Annotated in this window: 16 protein-coding genes; 14 read left to right on the top strand and 2 right to left on the bottom strand. The window is 36.4% G+C overall.

Annotated features, from left to right (window positions below):
• Positions 1-34: 34 nt before the first annotated feature.
• From NAG76_05090 to NAG76_05060, 7 genes are all read left to right on the top strand, one after another.
• Positions 35-739: an SDR family NAD(P)-dependent oxidoreductase gene (locus tag NAG76_05090; protein URN95621.1), complete on the top strand. Its 705-nt coding sequence runs from the start codon at positions 35-37 to the stop codon at positions 737-739.
• Between the two features lie 277 nt (positions 740-1016).
• Entirely contained in the window at positions 1017-1874 is an 858-nt protein-coding gene (locus NAG76_05085) for a fructose-bisphosphate aldolase (GenBank protein URN95620.1), read from the top strand.
• A gap of 198 nt (positions 1875-2072) precedes the next feature.
• Positions 2073-3074 carry a LacI family transcriptional regulator gene (locus NAG76_05080; GenBank protein ID URN95619.1) on the top strand — a complete coding sequence of 334 codons (1002 nt, stop codon included), beginning with the start codon at positions 2073-2075 and terminating at the stop codon, positions 3072-3074.
• A 102-nt stretch (positions 3075-3176) separates the two neighbouring features.
• Positions 3177-4139 (top strand): ABC transporter permease subunit, encoded by a 963-nt coding sequence (locus NAG76_05075; protein URN95618.1) that lies wholly within the window; start codon positions 3177-3179, stop codon positions 4137-4139.
• Between the two features lie 23 nt (positions 4140-4162).
• A complete protein-coding gene (locus tag NAG76_05070) occupies positions 4163-5050 on the top strand; it encodes a carbohydrate ABC transporter permease (protein URN95617.1) in 888 nt (295 codons plus the stop codon).
• 78 nt (positions 5051-5128) lie between these two features.
• On the top strand, positions 5129-6763 hold the full coding sequence (locus tag NAG76_05065; protein URN95616.1) for a sugar ABC transporter substrate-binding protein: 1635 nt from the start codon (positions 5129-5131) through the stop codon (positions 6761-6763).
• Positions 6764-6806: 43 nt separating this feature from the next.
• Positions 6807-8153, top strand: coding sequence for a glycosyl hydrolase (locus NAG76_05060; protein URN95615.1), 1347 nt, complete (start codon positions 6807-6809; stop codon positions 8151-8153).
• A 70-nt stretch (positions 8154-8223) separates the two neighbouring features.
• Here NAG76_05060 and NAG76_05055 read toward each other — a convergent pair whose 3' ends face one another.
• Positions 8224-9291 (bottom strand): endonuclease/exonuclease/phosphatase family protein, encoded by a 1068-nt coding sequence (locus NAG76_05055; GenBank protein URN95614.1) that lies wholly within the window; start codon positions 9289-9291, stop codon positions 8224-8226.
• A 130-nt stretch (positions 9292-9421) separates the two neighbouring features.
• Between NAG76_05055 and NAG76_05050 the strand changes: the two genes are divergently transcribed.
• The 3 genes from NAG76_05050 (at position 9422) to NAG76_05040 (ending at position 11843) form a co-directional block, all read left to right on the top strand.
• Positions 9422-10417, top strand: coding sequence for a hypothetical protein (locus tag NAG76_05050; protein URN95613.1), 996 nt, complete (start codon positions 9422-9424; stop codon positions 10415-10417).
• Between the two features lie 194 nt (positions 10418-10611).
• On the top strand, positions 10612-11079 hold the full coding sequence (gene greA / locus NAG76_05045; GenBank protein ID URN95612.1) for a transcription elongation factor GreA: 468 nt from the start codon (positions 10612-10614) through the stop codon (positions 11077-11079).
• Between the two features lie 65 nt (positions 11080-11144).
• On the top strand, positions 11145-11843 hold the full coding sequence (locus NAG76_05040; protein ID URN95611.1) for a hypothetical protein: 699 nt from the start codon (positions 11145-11147) through the stop codon (positions 11841-11843).
• Between the two features lie 92 nt (positions 11844-11935).
• On the opposite strand, the gene NAG76_05035 is transcribed toward NAG76_05040, so the two are convergent.
• Positions 11936-12943, bottom strand: a complete 1008-nt coding sequence (locus NAG76_05035) for a DMT family transporter (GenBank protein ID URN95610.1) — start codon at positions 12941-12943, stop codon at positions 11936-11938.
• 185 nt (positions 12944-13128) lie between these two features.
• Between NAG76_05035 and NAG76_05030 the strand changes: the two genes are divergently transcribed.
• The 4 genes from NAG76_05030 to NAG76_05015 all read left to right on the top strand — a co-directional run bounded on the left by NAG76_05030 (position 13129) and on the right by NAG76_05015 (position 17605).
• On the top strand, positions 13129-14013 hold the full coding sequence (locus NAG76_05030; GenBank protein URN95609.1) for a LysR family transcriptional regulator: 885 nt from the start codon (positions 13129-13131) through the stop codon (positions 14011-14013).
• Between the two features lie 157 nt (positions 14014-14170).
• Positions 14171-15724 carry a PTS sugar transporter gene (locus tag NAG76_05025; protein ID URN95608.1) on the top strand — a complete coding sequence of 518 codons (1554 nt, stop codon included), beginning with the start codon at positions 14171-14173 and terminating at the stop codon, positions 15722-15724.
• 387 nt (positions 15725-16111) lie between these two features.
• A complete protein-coding gene (locus NAG76_05020) occupies positions 16112-17170 on the top strand; it encodes an LLM class flavin-dependent oxidoreductase (protein URN95607.1) in 1059 nt (352 codons plus the stop codon).
• A gap of 126 nt (positions 17171-17296) precedes the next feature.
• Entirely contained in the window at positions 17297-17605 is a 309-nt protein-coding gene (locus NAG76_05015; protein URN95606.1) for a Dabb family protein, read from the top strand.
• Positions 17606-17854 lie beyond the last annotated feature (249 nt).

Below are 17854 nucleotides of genomic sequence, written 5' to 3'. Positions count from 1 at the left end.
GACAAAGATAAATGTCAGGAAGGGGTAAGGAGTAATGAATATTTTTATAACGGGTGCTAATCGAGGACTTGGCTATGAAATTTTAGTGGAGGCACAAAAGCGTGGACATCATATTTATGCTGCATTACGTAATGAAGAAGCAAAAAGTCAGCTAACGACTTTAATCACGCAACAAGGCATGGATGCGAGTCGAATAACGATACTATTATGTGATGTAACTAAGGAAGATGACATAGCTAGAACAGCTTTGCAATTGAAACGTAGTGATGTAGTGTTGCACAGCATAGTAAACAGTGCAGCGATATTAGTTGGTCGTGAAACTTCGATTGTTGATTTGGATATGGATAATGTAATTAATAGTTTTAATGTTAATTTATTTGGGCCGATGCGTATCGTTAAGCATTTATTACAACTATTAGCTCAGAAAGAGAGCTCTATCATTAATATTTCATCCGAAGCAGGTAGTATTACGAATGCTTATGCAGGAGATTATCCTTACTCACTCTCCAAATGTGCACTGAATTTATTTACTGAACAGTTAAAAAGATGGTTGCACACACATGATACGCATGTTTGGAGTATCCATCCCGGATGGATGCGTACAGATATGGGGGGAACATCGGCACCACTTTCCCCTCAGCAAAGTGCGGTAGGTATCGTTAATATTATGGAACGTAAAGTATCTATTGATTCTTCATTCGCATTTATTAATTATAAGGGCGAATCAATGAGTATATAAAACTTGAGTAGAATATTAAATAACGTACTGATCTGGAATGGTATTGTGTCGTTCATTATCTTACATAAAAGTATAAAGAAAAAATGAATTTTTAATAAATATTATGCAATTAGCTATATTTTTTTGAAAGTAGTGAAAAAGAATGCGTTTACATCGCATAATGTTGCAATTATTCGACTATTACCATTTGTAATTCTAGCCCAAAATGGATATGATAAATAGGTATAGTTAATGAGATCGTTCTAGATTAACTAGTCATCATTAAGGAGGATTTATAATGGCATTAGAATCAATGAAAGATATGTTGAACAAAGCACTTAAAGAAGGTTATGCTGTTGGTCAATTCAACATCAATAACCTAGAGTGGACTCAAGCTATTTTGGCTGCTGCTCAAGAAGAAAAATCACCAGTAATTTTGGGTGTATCTGAAGGCGCTGCTCGTCACTTTGGTGGTTTCAAAGTTGTAACTGCAATCGTTTCTTCTCTTATCGATGAAATGAAAATCACTGTTCCAGTTGCTATTCACTTGGACCACGGTTCTAGCTTTGACAAATGTAAAGAAGCAATCGATGCTGGTTTCACTTCAGTAATGATTGATGCTTCTCATCATCCATTTGAAGAGAATGTTGAAACAACTAAAAAAGTTGTTGAGTACGCACATAGCAAAGGTGTTTCTGTAGAAGCTGAGCTTGGTACTGTTGGCGGACAAGAAGATGACGTTATCGCTGAAGGCGTTATTTATGCTGATCCTCAAGAGTGCTTCGAGCTTGTTAAACTTACAGGTATTGATTGCCTAGCTCCTGCTCTAGGTTCTGTTCATGGTCCTTACAAAGGCGAACCAAACCTTGGATTCAAAGAAATGGAAGAGATTTGCACTAAAATCAACCTTCCTCTAGTTCTTCATGGTGGTACTGGTATTCCAACTGAGCATATTAAAAAATCTATCTCTCTTGGTACTTCCAAAATCAACGTGAACACTGAGAACCAAATCGAATTTACTAAAAAAGTTCGTGAAGTACTTAACAATGATGCAGAAGCTTACGATCCTCGTAAATTCTTGGTTCCTGGCCGTGATGCAATCAAAGCTACTGTTATTGGAAAAATCCGTGAATTCGGTTCTTCTAACAAAGCATAATATAACTTAAAATAATTGTTGAAAAATACCTTCTGCTTGCAGAAGGTATTTTTTTTGCGGTATATAGCTATCATTGTATTCTATTTTGGTCTATATTGATGCGAATATGAATTTAACGAAAATAAGACTTGTCATGACATCGTTTTCATGGTAATTTCTAATTATAAAAACGTTTTTATTTGTAAAGGAAGAAAATATATGAGCAAAGTTACGATTAAAGATGTTGCAAGAGAAGCAGGTGTATCGATATCTACTGTCTCTAATGCACTAAATGATGTTAATGTATTAACTCCTGACACGAAGAAACATGTCCTTAGTGTGGCAAAGCGATTAAACTATGTACCTAATCTGAACGGTAAGTTACTAAAATCCGGTAAAACAAAAATGTTAGGATTTTTTACAACGAGCGTTTCAGGGCCTTACTTTTACATCTTAGTAGATACGATGTCTAGAGAGTGTGAAAAGCGAGGGTATGGGTTAAATGTTTTTGTAACGAAGGATAAACAAATCATTATGAGTAATATTCTTGGTAGTCGTGTGGATGGCGTCATTGTTTTTGAAGAGGAACGGATTGACACAAAAGAGATTATTACGATGGAAAAGCACAAGATTAAAGCTGTATTTTTAGACCGAAAGTTCCAAAATGAAACAATGGGAAGTATTATTTTTGATTCGTTTGAAGCTGGATACGAAGCAACTAAGTTTTTAATCAATCTCGGTCATAAGAAAATAGCTTTTATTTCCGGAGTAGATGGAATGTTTGATAGTGTGCAACGTAAAAAGGGCTATCTAGCTGCATTAATGGAATATAATATTCCAATTGATGAGGATTACATTTTACAAGGTTATTTCGAAGAAGAAAGTTCTTACAATGCGGTGAAATTTTTCTTGAAAGCACATGCACATAAAGTGCCAGATGCATTTCTAGCTGGTAATGATTTAAGTGCAATTGGCTGTATCCGTGGCTTAAAATCAGATGGTTACGATGTTCCCGAAGATATTACTGTTATGGGATTCGATGATATTGATATTGCACAATATTTCAATCCACCGCTTACAACGGTACGTAATCAGATTAAGAAACAGGCGATTCTCGTTATCGATCATCTAATTAACCTGATCCAAGAGAAAGAACAAGGAAAGATTGAATGTCTACCTGGTGAGATTGTCGTTCGAAAATCAAGTCATATTAAATATTAACGTTTTCGTGGTGAATTACCCAACATATTTTACTAAAACGTAGCCACGTTTCGCTAAAAATAAAAACGTTTTTATTGCATTGTTATTTAAGGAGGCTATTTGATGGTTGAGACACAAAGTATTAAGAAAGCGCGCGAGCCACTTGCCAAGCGATTCAAGCAATTTTTCATTGATTTTGCTAGACAATGGGAAATTCAATCGATGATTTTACCGGGGATAATCTTTATGTTTATTTTTTGTTATATCCCTATTTATGGTCTAAGTATTGCATTTAAGAGATATACGGTGATCGATAAACTTGATACAGCACCTTGGGTTGGGTTTGAAAACTTCAAGCTAATTTTATCAGATTCCTTTTTCTGGGATTCGGTAGTGAATACGCTTGGAATAAGCTTCTTGAAATTAGGAATTGGATTTATTATTCCAATTATATTATCCATAATGATCTATGAAGTAAGTTCAAGTAGATTAAAGAAATTCGTCCAAACCGTTTCTTATCTACCCCATTTCTTATCATGGATTGTATTAGGTGGTATGTTAATCAATTGGTTCGCGACATCAGGTTTGTTTAATGAAGTGCTTCTTAGTTTAGGTATCATTGATGAGCCGAGAAATATATTGCTTGATCCTAATAAGTATTGGTGGATTGCTACATTATCTGATATTTGGAAAGAAGCTGGTTGGGGAACGATTCTTTATTTAGCTGTTATGGCTAAAATTGATCCGACTTTCTATGAAGCAGCTAAAATTGATGGTGCTGGTCGTCTAAAACAAATTTGGTATATTACGATCCCAAATATGAAGTTAATGATCAGTTTGAATCTAATTCTTACTGTAAGCGGTTTGCTAAATTCCAATCTTGATCAAACATTAGTGCTAATGAATTCACAAAACCGTGAAAGTGCAGAAGTTATTAATTCTTATGTATATCGAATGGGACTAGCCCAAGGTGATTTCTCTTATGCAACTGCTGTTGGATTAGGTGTCTCCATTGTGTCAGTAATTTTACTTGTTACTGCTAATACGATTTCTAAGAAATTAAATGATAATCAATCTGTATTGTAACTTTAGCATCGGAGGTAATATACATGAATTCGAAAACATTAAAAAAAGATTGGAATAGCCGGTTATTTGAATATGCCAACATGGCACTTCTAATTATATTTACGATTCTTATTATAGTTCCGTTGTGGAATGTTATTGTTTCTTCTTTTAGCTCGAGTCGAGCATTATCAGAGGGCGGATTTATTTTCTGGTCCCCTGAATTTTCATTAGAAAATTATCGTGCAGTTTTTCGAGATGATATGATTTGGCAATCGTTCTTTATCTCCGTAGCGAAAACAGTTATTGGTGTAATTACGCATGTACTATTCTGCGCAATGGTTGCTTATGGACTAAGTAAAAACAACATTCGTGGTCGTAAGTTTTACGTTGGTATGGGTGTAGTTACGATGTTCTTCTCTGGCGGTATGATTCCTACTTACTTGTTAATTAAGGATCTGGGAATGTTAAATAGCTTTTGGGTGTATATAATTCCTGCGCTATTGAGTTTCTATGATGTTATTATCTTAATGAACTTTTTCAGAAATGTTCCACTTGCATTAGAAGAATCAGCAAAAATCGACGGTGCAGGCCATTGGAAAATTTTCTTGAAAATATTTATTCCGCTTTCCATGCCAGCAATGGCTACAATAGCATTGTTCAATGGTGTTGGGCAATGGAATGACTTTATGACGACTAAGATATATGTTACCAATGAATACTTATATCCTTTGCAGATGAAGCTATATGAGATTATTGTACAAGCTCAAACGCAATCGATGCAAAACGTTGGTGGTTCAGTCGTTATAGAAACTGCAACTAAAGGGGTTCAATTGGCAACGATTGTAATTACAACATTACCAATTGTTATTATGTATCCATTATTACAGCGCTACTTTATTTCTGGAATGATGGTTGGGGCGGTGAAAGAATAACACAAAACTAAGATTAACGATTTCTTGTATTTAGCTATTGGTGAAAATTAAAACGTTTTTATTATGAGGAGGCTAACTATGTTTTATGGAAACGGAAGTAAATCGAAAAAGAGTTTTATGTTATTTTCTGTAGTAATGATTTTCGCACTGGTATTGTCGGCTTGTGGTAAAGGTTCTTCAAACGATAATGAGAAGATTTCCATTGCAGATCGATATGAATTAGATGAAAACACTCCAGCTTGGAAGTTAGATAAGAAAGAAGAAATGACAACATTAACATGGTATGTCAATGCTGATTGGTGGAACACAGACTATGGTAATGATGTTGTAACGAAAAAAATTAAAGAAGATCTAAATATTGATATTAAATTCCTTACAGGTGACGACACTAAATTAAACACATTCTTCGCTGGTGATGATATGCCAGACATAATTACTGTGCTTGATGCAAAGACAGCACTTGTACAAAAAGCAAACTCATGGGCAATGCCATTGAATGATTTGGCAGAACAATATGACCCATACTTCTTTAAGGTAGCTGCTGAAGATACTTTGAATTGGTTCAAACTTGAAGACGGAAAAACATACGGTTATTCTAACTATTCCAATACAAAAGAAGATTATGAAAGCGGAGAAATTCCTGCGAAAACAGCATTCATTATTCGTAAAGATGTATATGAAGCACTAGGACAACCGAGCATGGGCACTCCAGAAGAGTTCCAAAATGTATTAGCTCAAATTAAAACTGAATTCCCAGCACTACTTCCATTTGGTTTTAATTCCATTGGTACAGGTACAAGTTCATTAGGTGATGTATTCCAAGACTTTATCGGGGTTCCTCTTACTGATGAAAACGGACAGTTCTATGATCGTAACTTAGATAGTGATTATATCACTTGGTTAGCTACATTAAACAAAGCTTATCAAAAAGGACTAATTAGTGATGATAGCTTTGCAGATGATGGTACATCTTTTGAAGAAAAAGTGAAGTCAGGTAAATATGCAACAATGTTACTTGATGGTACACCACAACAAGGTGGTAACTTACAAATTTTCAATAGTGCTAACCCTGGTAAAGAGTATATCGCTATTGATGGTCCACAAAGTACAGTAGGAAATAGTCCTACACTAAATCAATCTGGAGTTACAGGTTGGATGGTTAACTTTATTACTAACTCTAATCCAGAACCAGCTAAATCTATTCAATTATTCACTTACTTGTTAAGTGAAGAAGGTCAAATGCTGATGAACTATGGTATTGAAGGCGAAACTTATACAAAAACAGCAGATGGTAAAGTAGAATTCACGCCTGATGTGAAAGAAATGCAATTAAATAATGCAGATCAGTTTAAGAAGGAATACCGTTTCGGAGAATTTATGTTCTTCGGTCATGATAAACATAAATCATTAAGTGAAGATTCAGCACCTGAATCAGTGAAACAATTGAGAGAGTGGGGTAAGGGGAAATTGGTGCCGCACTTTGTAATTGAAAATCTTACACCTGACCAAGGTACTCCTGAAGCTAGATCTTTAAGTGCTATTAATACACAATGGAATACAACGCTTGTAAGCTTAATTCGTTCGAAAACTGATGCAGCTTTCAATAATACCCTTCAACAATACGAAACTTTCTTGAAAGATAATAATTGGGAATCTGTTGTTAAAGTTTATAACGAAAAAATGCTTGTAAACAAAGAGAAATTAGGTCTTTAATAACAAGTAATATTATAGAGAAGATGAGTTGGAGGAAACCATCATGAAAAACATCACAATTTATCATTCCAATGGGGCAGAACAATTGTTTATTGAAAAGAATATTGAACAATTAGCTCCTTTTACTTCAGATGCCAAAGAAGTGACGATTTCAATTAATGAGCAGATGACCTTTCAGGAATTAGATGGTTTCGGTGCTTCTTTCACAGACTCTTCTGCTTATCTAATGAATCAAGTATTAGAACCAGAACAACGTGAACAAGCAATGAAAAAGTTGTTTGATCCTGTTGAAGGGATAGGTTTGTCTGTAGTGCGTAATCCGATGGGAGCATCGGATTATGCAAGAGACTTCTATAGCTATAATGATCTTCCAGAAGGGGAGACAGATGTAGCATTATCTCAGTTCACGATTGCACATGATGAGCAAGATGTTGTTCCCTTAGTTAAGGAAGCAATGCTATTAAATCCTGAGATTAAATTAATGGCATCACCTTGGAGTCCACCTGCTTGGATGAAGACTAGTGGTTCGATGATAGGCGGGGAGTTGAAAAAAGAATATTATGCAACTTACGCTAACTATTTTGTGAAGTATATACAAGCCTATGCCAAGCATGGACTACCAATGTATGCAGTAACTCCACAAAATGAAGCACTTTATTCTCCTGGGCATTATCCGGGTATGATTATGTTACCAGAAGTTCAAAGTGAATTTATTAAAGATTATTTGAAACCTGCTTTCGTGAAACACGGTATTTCTACTAAAATACTATGTTATGACCACAACTGGGATGAGCCGAACTATCCGCTTCATGTGCTGGAAACAGCAGATGATGCAGTAGACGGTGTCGCATGGCATTGGTATGGTGGTCCACCAAGTGCTCAGTCTGATGTATTTCATAAGTTCCCGTTGAAAGAGGTACACTTTACTGAGGGATCTGGCGGGGATTGGATTCCAGCTTTTGAACCAGCATTCTCTAATGTCATGCGAACTGGTATTGAGATCATTCGTAATTATAGTAAAAGCCTTGTGCTGTGGAATATGGCATTAGATGAAAATAATGGGCCATTTGTACCTGGTTTTGGTACTAGTACTTGTCGTGGTATCGTGCAAGTCAATCAGCAAACAAAAGAGCTTACTTATACGTTGGATTATTATGCATTAGCTCATTTCAGTAAATGTATTCGTCCTAAAGCGGTTCGTTTGGACACACAATCTACGAATGAACATCTTCGTGCAGTGTCCGCAAAAAATACGGATAACTCTATTGCCGTTGTATTATTTAATGATAGTGAACTGAACTATAATGCGTCAATTGCATTGCCTGGTGCAGAATCAATCGTTATAGCAGTAGAGGCGAAGAGCGCGGTAACAATTCATTTGAAACGTTAAACTAATAATTACAGAACACCTCCGAAGGTTAGACATATCTAATCTTCGGAGGTGTTTTTACTTGAGTGCGTTATTTGGTTTTTAGCTTGAATGTAGCGGTTACTGGATGATGATCACTATTTGCAAATTGCAAGTTCTCTGTAGCAACATTAACGATTTCAACATTAGGCGATACTAAGAATCCATCAATGACAGCTAAGAAATTCTCCCCTGCTGTATAAGCAACGTCAAGCGTGCGTACCGTTGGAATGTCGGCGTTAACTGCCCATTGGAAGCCATCCGGTTTGAAATCTTCCGGAAATTGTTGAAGCCATTCTGGCCATGATTGCTTTGTAGGGAATTTAGTAGAATCCGTTCCTGGTAATACATGATTCCAATCCCCACCAATAATAAGATAATGACCCTCGGTCATCTGTTCTTCTATATATTGGCTTAAAAATTGTAATTGTTGTTGACGTATCGTACCACCTTTATCGAATGCGGATAGATGAAGGTTTAACAATATTAACTCTTGCTCATTGCTGACTGGAAATCTCATTTCTACAAATGCTCGGTCTAGCTCGAATAATTGTACAGGCCAGCTTTCTTTACCGGGAAGATCATATCTAGTTTGATTACTAATATTGAATTTGCTAAGAGATAGAAGTCCACTTTCTGCCTTGCCCATTGGTTTAGTAATAGGGATAGGCACCCAAGGTGATTTATAATTATACGCAAATACGCTACTATAATTGGGTAATTGCTTAATTATCATGTCGACTTCATTCAATCGATACGATCTAGTGGAATCAATATCCACTTCTTGTAAAAGAAAGATATCTGAATTCAATTGATTCATTGTCGCAGTAATTGCTTCCATATTACTTATCGTCTGGTCTAAGCTACTTGATCGAGACTTTTTTCCTCCATCCATGAAAAAGTCTTGCTTAGCATCTAATCCGGCATACCCAATATTGAACGTAGTAATTGTAAATGGTTTTGTAACATTAATTGTTTCAGATACAGGATGACGAATTAATAGAGGTTCAACAGCATCAGGTTTATAGTCAGTAAGCGAGACATATCCAACAAATCCACCAATAACAATTATGACGATCATAATTATAGATAGTACAAAACGTATAATCAGTCTTTTCATAGTCACACTCCTAAAATGATAAATGTAAAACAAATGGTTGATATTGTAGTAAATATCTGTAAAATAATACTTGATCAAGTTGATGTTCATCGGAGAGGTGGATCAAATGAATAAAGTGAGGGTGATCTAATTGAATTGTATAAGTTGTGGAACTACTAATTTAGAAGGTGCGGCTCATTGTCATAATTGCGGAACAAAAATAGTTATAGAACAACCTGCACAGAATCAAGAAGTAGCGGCAGCAGCCCAACAACAGCAGCCAGTATATCAACAGGAAGTACATAGACAAACACAAGTACCGCAGCAGCAACAAAGCTATCAACAAGTCCCACAACAACAAGGACACCAGCAGGTACCACCCCAACAAGGGTTTACACAAGTACCGCCACAAGGCTATCAACAAGTGCCTCCTCAACAATATGCGCAAGCACCGCAGGGGAATTATCCACCACAACAAGGTTATCAACAACCGTATGCTGTTGCACCAGCTCCTGCAAAAGATCAATTAGCACCAGTAACAGATTATTTTAAGTATGTGTTAGCGATATTAAAAAGACCACATGTTGAAGCTTTTTCAAAAGATAAAAACCATATACTATTCGGAGCTATTAACATTATAGCATTTGCTGTATTGTTTGGGTTAACGACTTGGCTTTACATGAATAGCATACTAGATAATATATTTGGTATGTCAGTATCATTCATATCATCATTTTTATTTCCAGTTATACTTTCTGCTATCTGCTTATCCATTGGTGGATGTGTCGCGTTTGGGTTGAATAAACTAAATAAATTATCGACTAACTTTGTTGATGTTATGTCACAATGGTTTGCTTATATGGCAATACCTGCGGCGTGTATGCCATTAATCTTTTTATTCACAATTGTTGGCCTATCGAAGTTAGCGATGTTGCTACTAGCTATTGTAGTAATTGTTGTATTTGCAAGTGGTGCTTCTATTGTGCAAAATTATAAGCTAGGTGAAAAGCATGTTATTGATCCTATGTATTCAACAGGCATTATGTTTGCAGTACAAGGGTTATTTTTATATTTCTTAATTAATGAATTAGTATCTTCTTACGTTAATAATATCGGAAATAACTTAAGAAATATATTTGGTGGCTAGTAAGTCATTAATATAATAATCATTACAAAACCTATAACAATGAAAACACTGTAGCTATTGGCCACAGTGTTTTTTTATATATAATTCATTACATTAGATAACATAATATTTTATTTCATTATTTTGCGTAATATTCGTTCTCAAGGCACATTATAAGGTACAATAGGATATAGAAGCATAAAGGAGTGTACGAAATGGCAAATGAGGAAGTAGTTTTAACACAAGATGGACATGATCAATTAACAGCAGAACTAGAAGAGTTAAAAGGAACTAAGCGTCGCGAAATAGCAGAACGTTTGAAGCAAGCGATTAGCTATGGTGACTTGAAAGAAAATGGTGAGTACCATGCTGCCAAAGACGATCAAGCATTTATGGAAACACGTATTAAACAAATCGAAGCGATGCTTCGCGTAGCAAGAATAGTTAAAGCGGAAAGTAAATCAAATGTAACAGTTGGTTCCACAGTTGTATTGTATGATGAAGAATATGATGAAAATGTTGAATATACGATTGTAGGTCAGTCAGAAGCAGATGTTGCAAACTTCAAAATTTCATACGAAAGTCCGCTTGGAAAAACAATTATCGGTAAAAAGGTCAACGATACGATTAAAGTTGAAGCACCAGTTGGAACGATTACGTATAAACTTCTTGAAATAAAATAATATATTGAAACAATTGGTAGCCATATTTCGTCAAATGATTAACTCAAATAAAGGAGTTGGATCAGATGAGAAAATGGCTATTGTTAATTATAGCGGTTGTCATATTAACAGTAACAGGTTGTCAAAAGCAAGAAAGTCACATTCAAACCCCTCCAATCGTTACAGAAAATATTGATCATAATACCACTGAACCTCCAGTGGTAGAGCAAACTACCCCTAAACCAACTAATGAGCCTATCCCTAATGATATTGAACCTGAGCAACTGCAACCGGAACAATTAGCTCAACTTATTGTCGAGAAATTCGCACAAGGTCAGTTAGCAGATATCGCTCCATATGTAGCGGATGATGTACCAGTTAGATTTTCACCATACCCATATATTCGTGAAGACGTTGACTTTGAATTAACCCAAGCACAATTTGCAACTGCAATGAACGCTGATGATATCGTAACTGCAAGAGAGTATGATGGTTCTGGAGAGCCGATGGAGCTAACTTTCGCACAATATTATGATGAGTTCATTAATGACCGTGCGTATGCTACAGAAGCTGTTATCGGTGTTAATACGACGAATGGTCTAGGTTCCATGATACAAAACTGGAAAGAAATATATGCTACTGAACAATACACATCAGTTGAATATTATATTGAAGGAACGGCGGAGTATGAAGGGATGAATTGGAATAGTTTACGGTTAGTTTTCGAGAAGACTGCTGGTCAATACTTCCTTGTAGCTGTCATTCATGGTCAATGGACGATCTAATGAATTAGTCTATTGCTCGGAGGTAGAACGAAAGGGTCCTCTCTGTTGGCGGTTATGATTACCAACAGAGAGGACCCTTATTTATAAGTATATTACATTTTTGAGGTAAGCATGCGAACGGCTTTGAATAATTGGAAACGAGAAAATCTTGCAAACTTTCGCATTGGTCTGGGAATAATTTTAATGGATGTATGTTCATGCAACGTATTGTGAACTAAAGCAGCTATGATAAGTACAGTACCGACAATTTCAAAAGTACTAATACTGTAACCTTGAATTGCAATGATTACAAAAGTCGTGATCGGAACAAAATTAATAAATAGTACGCCGTGAGTGGAAGATAAAAGTTGTAATCCTTTATTCCAACTTAACAAGGCAACAAGTCCAGGTAATAGTACCATGAATGCCATTTCAAATTTTACATTTGATAATGTTTCTAATGTAGGTACTTCTAACATACCTGTAGCAGTTCCTGTTGCGACAACTAGAAAGGCTACACCATTACCAAGTAAGCAAGTTAATGTAGAGTATCTAAGAATTGACCAGCCCTTAAAGCGAGAACCACCCAATGAATAAACAACCCAACCAGTAACACCGATAAAGATTAATAATAACGGCAACAGTTGATTACTGTTCATAAAGAAGAATGACAAATCACCTCTAGTAATGACGAGCATCGCTCCAATAAAGGCAATGACAATATTACGAGCTGTTGTTGCTGTTGGTCTTTTACGTGTACCTAGCCAAACTAAGACGATTGTAATGATTGGCATAAGTACTTCCATAATAGAAGCAATAACCGTTCCTGCCTCACCCATCATCTGTTGCCCTAGGAACACACACATATTGTAGATGACGAACGCCATGGATCCGAAAAATGTTAGTGCAAGTCCGCGTCCCTCAAGTTTGAAAGCTTTACGACCTTCTTTAGCGAGCAGAATGATCGTTAATAATATGCTGACTAAGAAATATCTAATGAATGAAAAGTAGAACGGATCTATATGCTGTAATGCCAAATGCGCAACGGGAAACATTGCACCCCAAGAAACACTAGCGATAAGACATAGTAATGCTCCGATCACTACATTTTTTCTAACCATTGTGGTAACTCTCCATCCTAATAATATCCAATATTTTTTCTATAGAGGTTTGAACTCTTATCTATTTTTTACTATAGAAGAATTAATGCACTATGTAAAATGATTGAAAGTAAATACTTCCATCATTTATAATGATACTTATATGATTGGTAATTTAGCTAATCAATGTGGAACGGGGGAGCGACGTGGAACTTAATGACTTAATAATTTTTCAAAAAGTAGTTGAATGTGGCAGTGTAAGTAAAGCGGCAGAGCAATTGAGTTATGTACAATCCAATGTGACAGCTCGGATTAAAGTATTAGAGAAAGAATTGCATACACCACTATTCAGTCGTCACAAACGAGGGATGATTATTAACTCGGAAGGGAAACGTTTATTAGAATATGCGAAAGAGATAACGGCGAAAGTCGAAGAGATGAAACGGAGTTTTCAAGATCAAGATGGAGCTTCAGGTATGTTAAAGATTGGAATTGTAGAGACGGTTATCGCGCTCCCACACATTCTATCATCATTTAATGACCATTATCCTAATGTAGAATTATCGTTAATTGCAGGCGTTACAGATCAACTTATTCAAGATGTAATTGATATGAAGTTGGATGGGGCTTTCGTAACTGGTCCGATTCGTCATCCGAGTGTAGAACAGCTAGCAGTTATTCAAGAAAAACTAGTTCTAGTATCTAAGCGAGACAGTTTCACAATGGATCAACTGACAACAACTCCATTTCTACTTTATCACAAAGGTTGTGGCTATCGTGGACGATTGGAAAGTTGGATGAAGGTCGAAGGAATTATTCCACGTAAAATTATGGAGTTTGGAACGTTCGGGACAATTATTGGAAGTGTCGCTGCAGGTATTGGAGTGACGATTATCCCTCAATCTAGCGTTACCGATCTTGTTGCTACGGAAGTTGTAGAGGAGCATCAATTGCCAGAGCCGTATTGTGATATTACAACGATTTTTGTGTGGCGTAAAGATTCCTATATTACGAATACACTTTCACATTTTATAGATGAAATTCAACAACACGCATATTTATTGGATAAAAATTATGTTAATAATGTGTAAATACTTAATATATTACTGTCAAATAAATTAATATTCATTAAATTATTAATAAATATTAATTTTTGGGTTGATCTCTTCACATTTCATTCTTATAATAAGTTAATACATTACTATACTAAAGTGGTGTGTAGCATTTACGAGTTAGGGAGTGTACTTGATGAAGGTTGCTATATTAGGTAGCAGTGGTGGAAATTTGTTCAATCTAGGTGGTCGTGACCCCGAGAAATTATTAGGTGAAATTTTAGTGCAATGTCAAAGCGCTGGAGTTGAGATTGCTGCAGTTCAATTTATTGCTGCTCAAGAATCAATGGATGTAGCTAAAGGAAAGACATTAGCGTCATTGTATAGCTGGAATACTTCTGAGCAGACATTTGTAAAAGGTCAACAAAATAATCTATCTACTATTAATGACCAAGCGAAAGATGCAGACCAAGCAATTGCAAAGCTTATTCGCAATAAAGCAGTAGATGGCATCATTATTATGAGTGGTGATCCCGAGGGAACAAATAATGCAGCCATTACAGCCGCAGCCGAATTCAAACTGCCGATTGTAGGTACAGGTGGAACGTCTATGGCACTTATCAGTTCCAAAGGAGCTAATGTCATCGCTACATCCGGTACGACAGGTACAACAAACCGTACAAGAGCAGTTTCTTTCTTAACTTCACTAAGTAAACAATGGAATATTAAATATATGCCTGTTCTAGGTCATCAAGGAAATAACGGTCAAGGTTCATCTATAAGTGTGTGGAAAAGAATTAACTTCAAAGGAATAATGCAAGCATCCTTACCAGGATTTATTGCGATGGCTATTATACTTGCCCTAAGTAAAATTCCTGCTCTATCTGTTTTAAGTGATGTGTTTAATGTTATTATTGGCGCCTTGCCTGTATTGATTGCTGTTATTGCAGCGAAACAAGTGTCTGAGCTAGATGAAGTTTCAATTGTAGCGGGTGTTATCGCGGGTATTCTGTCCACTAAAGGCGGTATTATCGGTGGTATGATTGGTGGTATTCTAGCTGGTATTTTGGTGCAATGGCTGTTTACCAAATGCGTTCAGTGGCGCTTCCCGATGACTACAGTAAACATTGTAGCTGGTGGTGTCTCAGGTCTTGTAGCAGGTTTACTTATGTATTTCCTCGTATCTCCGATTGCATTGCAACTTGGAGAATGGGTAAAAATTATTATTAATGTAGCTATTGAATTCAATCCGATATTAGCGGGTATATTAGCAGGGTTGTTAATCTGGCCAGCTATACTAGCTGGTGTATATCACGCAGCAATATTACCGATTGTATTGCTTGAGATGGAAACAACTGGTAATAGTTTCCTTGGAGCTGTAGATATGGTTGGTCTAGTTATGGTTTCTGCTGGTATTACATTAGCTAATATTATTAGTCCGCGTGATAAAGGAGAGGCTACGGTTGCAACACCTGGATTCTTAATTAATATGGGGTTTGGTACATTCGTTGAAGCAGCGTATCCGTTTATGTTCTCTAATAAAGTCGTATTTGCAGGTGCGATTATTGCTTCTGGTATTGGTGGAGGTTTAGTTGGATTGCTCGCCATTCGTGGTACAGCCTACGTTCCATCCTTTGCGGCTCCATTCTTATCTGATAATCCATGGGGCTTTGCTATTGCTATGCTTGTCTCCTTACTAGTAGCTTTTGCGATAACGATTGTTGCGAACAAGACAGTAAAAGTGAAATAAATCCATTATGAATGTAGAGGCTATGAAGTAGCTAATGTAGATAAGCGTATGTTCAAAAATCTGCTTTTTGAACGTACACTTAACGACGTTACTTTGTAGCTTTTTTGTTGACTATTAACAATAAAAAATATAGTTACTTGCAATTCGTTGGCGTTATATGCACAATATAAATAAGTGTTGTAATTCGTCTTGAGTAGCTTTCGAAGTACTTTTTGTGCAAGAAGTAATTCAGGAAGTTAACAAAAAGTTGCTTATGCTTTCGAAGTACTTTTTGTTTGCAAGAAGTAACTCAAGAAGTTAACAAAAAGTGGCTTATGCTTTCGAAGTACTTTTTGTTTGCAAGAAGTAATTCAGGAAGTTAACAAAAAGTTGAGAGGAATGATATAGATGGAATTAGGTATATCGACGTTTGTGGAATGTAATCCCGATCCGAAGACGGGGGAGGTTATTACTCATGCAGAGCGTATTCGTCAAGTTGTGGAAGAAATCGTCTTAGCAGATCAAGTTGGACTAGATGTATATGGTGTAGGTGAGCACCATCGTCAAGATTATGCAGCTTCTTCGCCTGCTACAATTCTTGCTGCAGGAGCAGCAAGAACAAAAAATATTCGGCTGACAAGTGCGGTAACTGTATTATCTTCAGATGATCCTGTTCGAGTATATCAACAATTTGCTACTGTTGATGCTATATCTAATGGTCGTGCTGAAATTATGGCAGGCAGAGGCTCGTTTATTGAATCATTTCCACTATTCGGCTATGACCTAGAGGATTATGATGAACTATTTGATGAGAAGTTAGATCTATTACTACATCTTACAAAGTCAGAAATAGTTAGCTGGAAAGGTAAACATCGTTCATCTATCAACGCTAAAGGGATTTACCCACGCCCTGTACAAGATCCACTTCCAGTATGGATAGGTAGTGGCGGTAATCAACAATCAGTTGTTAGGGCTGGTTATCTTGGTTTACCATTGGTATTAGCAATCATCGGTGGAAGTCCATATCACTTCGCTCCACTTGTTGAATTGTATAAGAGGGCAGCTACTAAAGCAGGTCATGATATTAGTAAGCTGCCAATTGCCTCACATTCACATGGCTTTATCGCGGATACGACGGAACTTGCTGCTGAGCAATTCTTCCCACCAGCCCAAGCTGTTATGAACATTTTGGGCCGTGAAAGAGGATGGAGTCCCTATACGAAGCAAACATTTGATCATGCTCGTAGTATTGAAGGTGCGTTATATGTTGGTGATTCACAATATGTTGCGCAGAAGATTATCAACTTACGTAAACATGTAGGGATTACCCGTTTTATGATTCATATGCCATTAGGTACGATGCCACATGATCAAGTGATGCATGGTATTGAGCTATTTGGTAAGGAAGTTGCTCCAATCGTTCGAGAAGAAGTTTCGAAATGGGAGAAAGAACAAGGGATACAATAATATGTTCACAGAAAATCCGATATGTCCTAAATATATCGGATTTTTATTATATTAATAGAAGAGAAAATTATAAAGCTGTAGTAAACTTATTGTATTACATATAAAGTATTAAGGGAGAGCACGCTAATGGCAGATCATCGGATTATTCATTCCGTTATTTTTACTCTTAAACATGTGGCAGGTTCAAGTGAAGAGCGAGCTTTTTTGGATGATGGACGTTCAATTCTAAGTTCTATCCCTACCGTTCAACAGTTTAAAGTGTTTAATCAAGTTAGTCCGAAAAATGACTATCAATTTGGTTTCAGTATGTTGTTCGAGGACAAGCAAGCTTATACAGCATATAATGAACATCCACTTCATGTTGCATTTGTAAGTGAACGCTGGGAGAAGGAAGTTTCTCAGTTTCTAGAGATTGATTATACAGAGTTTGAATAATGGCAACTCGATTATAGAAACTATAATAGTTTATTAATATTTGAATACTATGGAAAGATTGAGAGAGACGCAAGTCTCTCTTTCTTTTGTCTATTAGACAGTTGACGGGGACAATTTAGCAAGCTAGCACATATATAAGAGTAGACCTAACACTTGCAACAATAGCGAAGTGTACAGAAGGACTACTCTTTTTTTGCTGCAATTCTAACGAAAGGGTGAATCAAATTACTGTATTAATAGATTAGAAGG

The organism is Candidatus Pristimantibacillus lignocellulolyticus (genome assembly GCA_023639215.1).
Lineage (GTDB): Bacteria > Bacillota > Bacilli > Paenibacillales > Paenibacillaceae > Pristimantibacillus > Pristimantibacillus lignocellulolyticus.
This window is presented reverse-complemented; position numbering and strand designations above follow the sequence as displayed.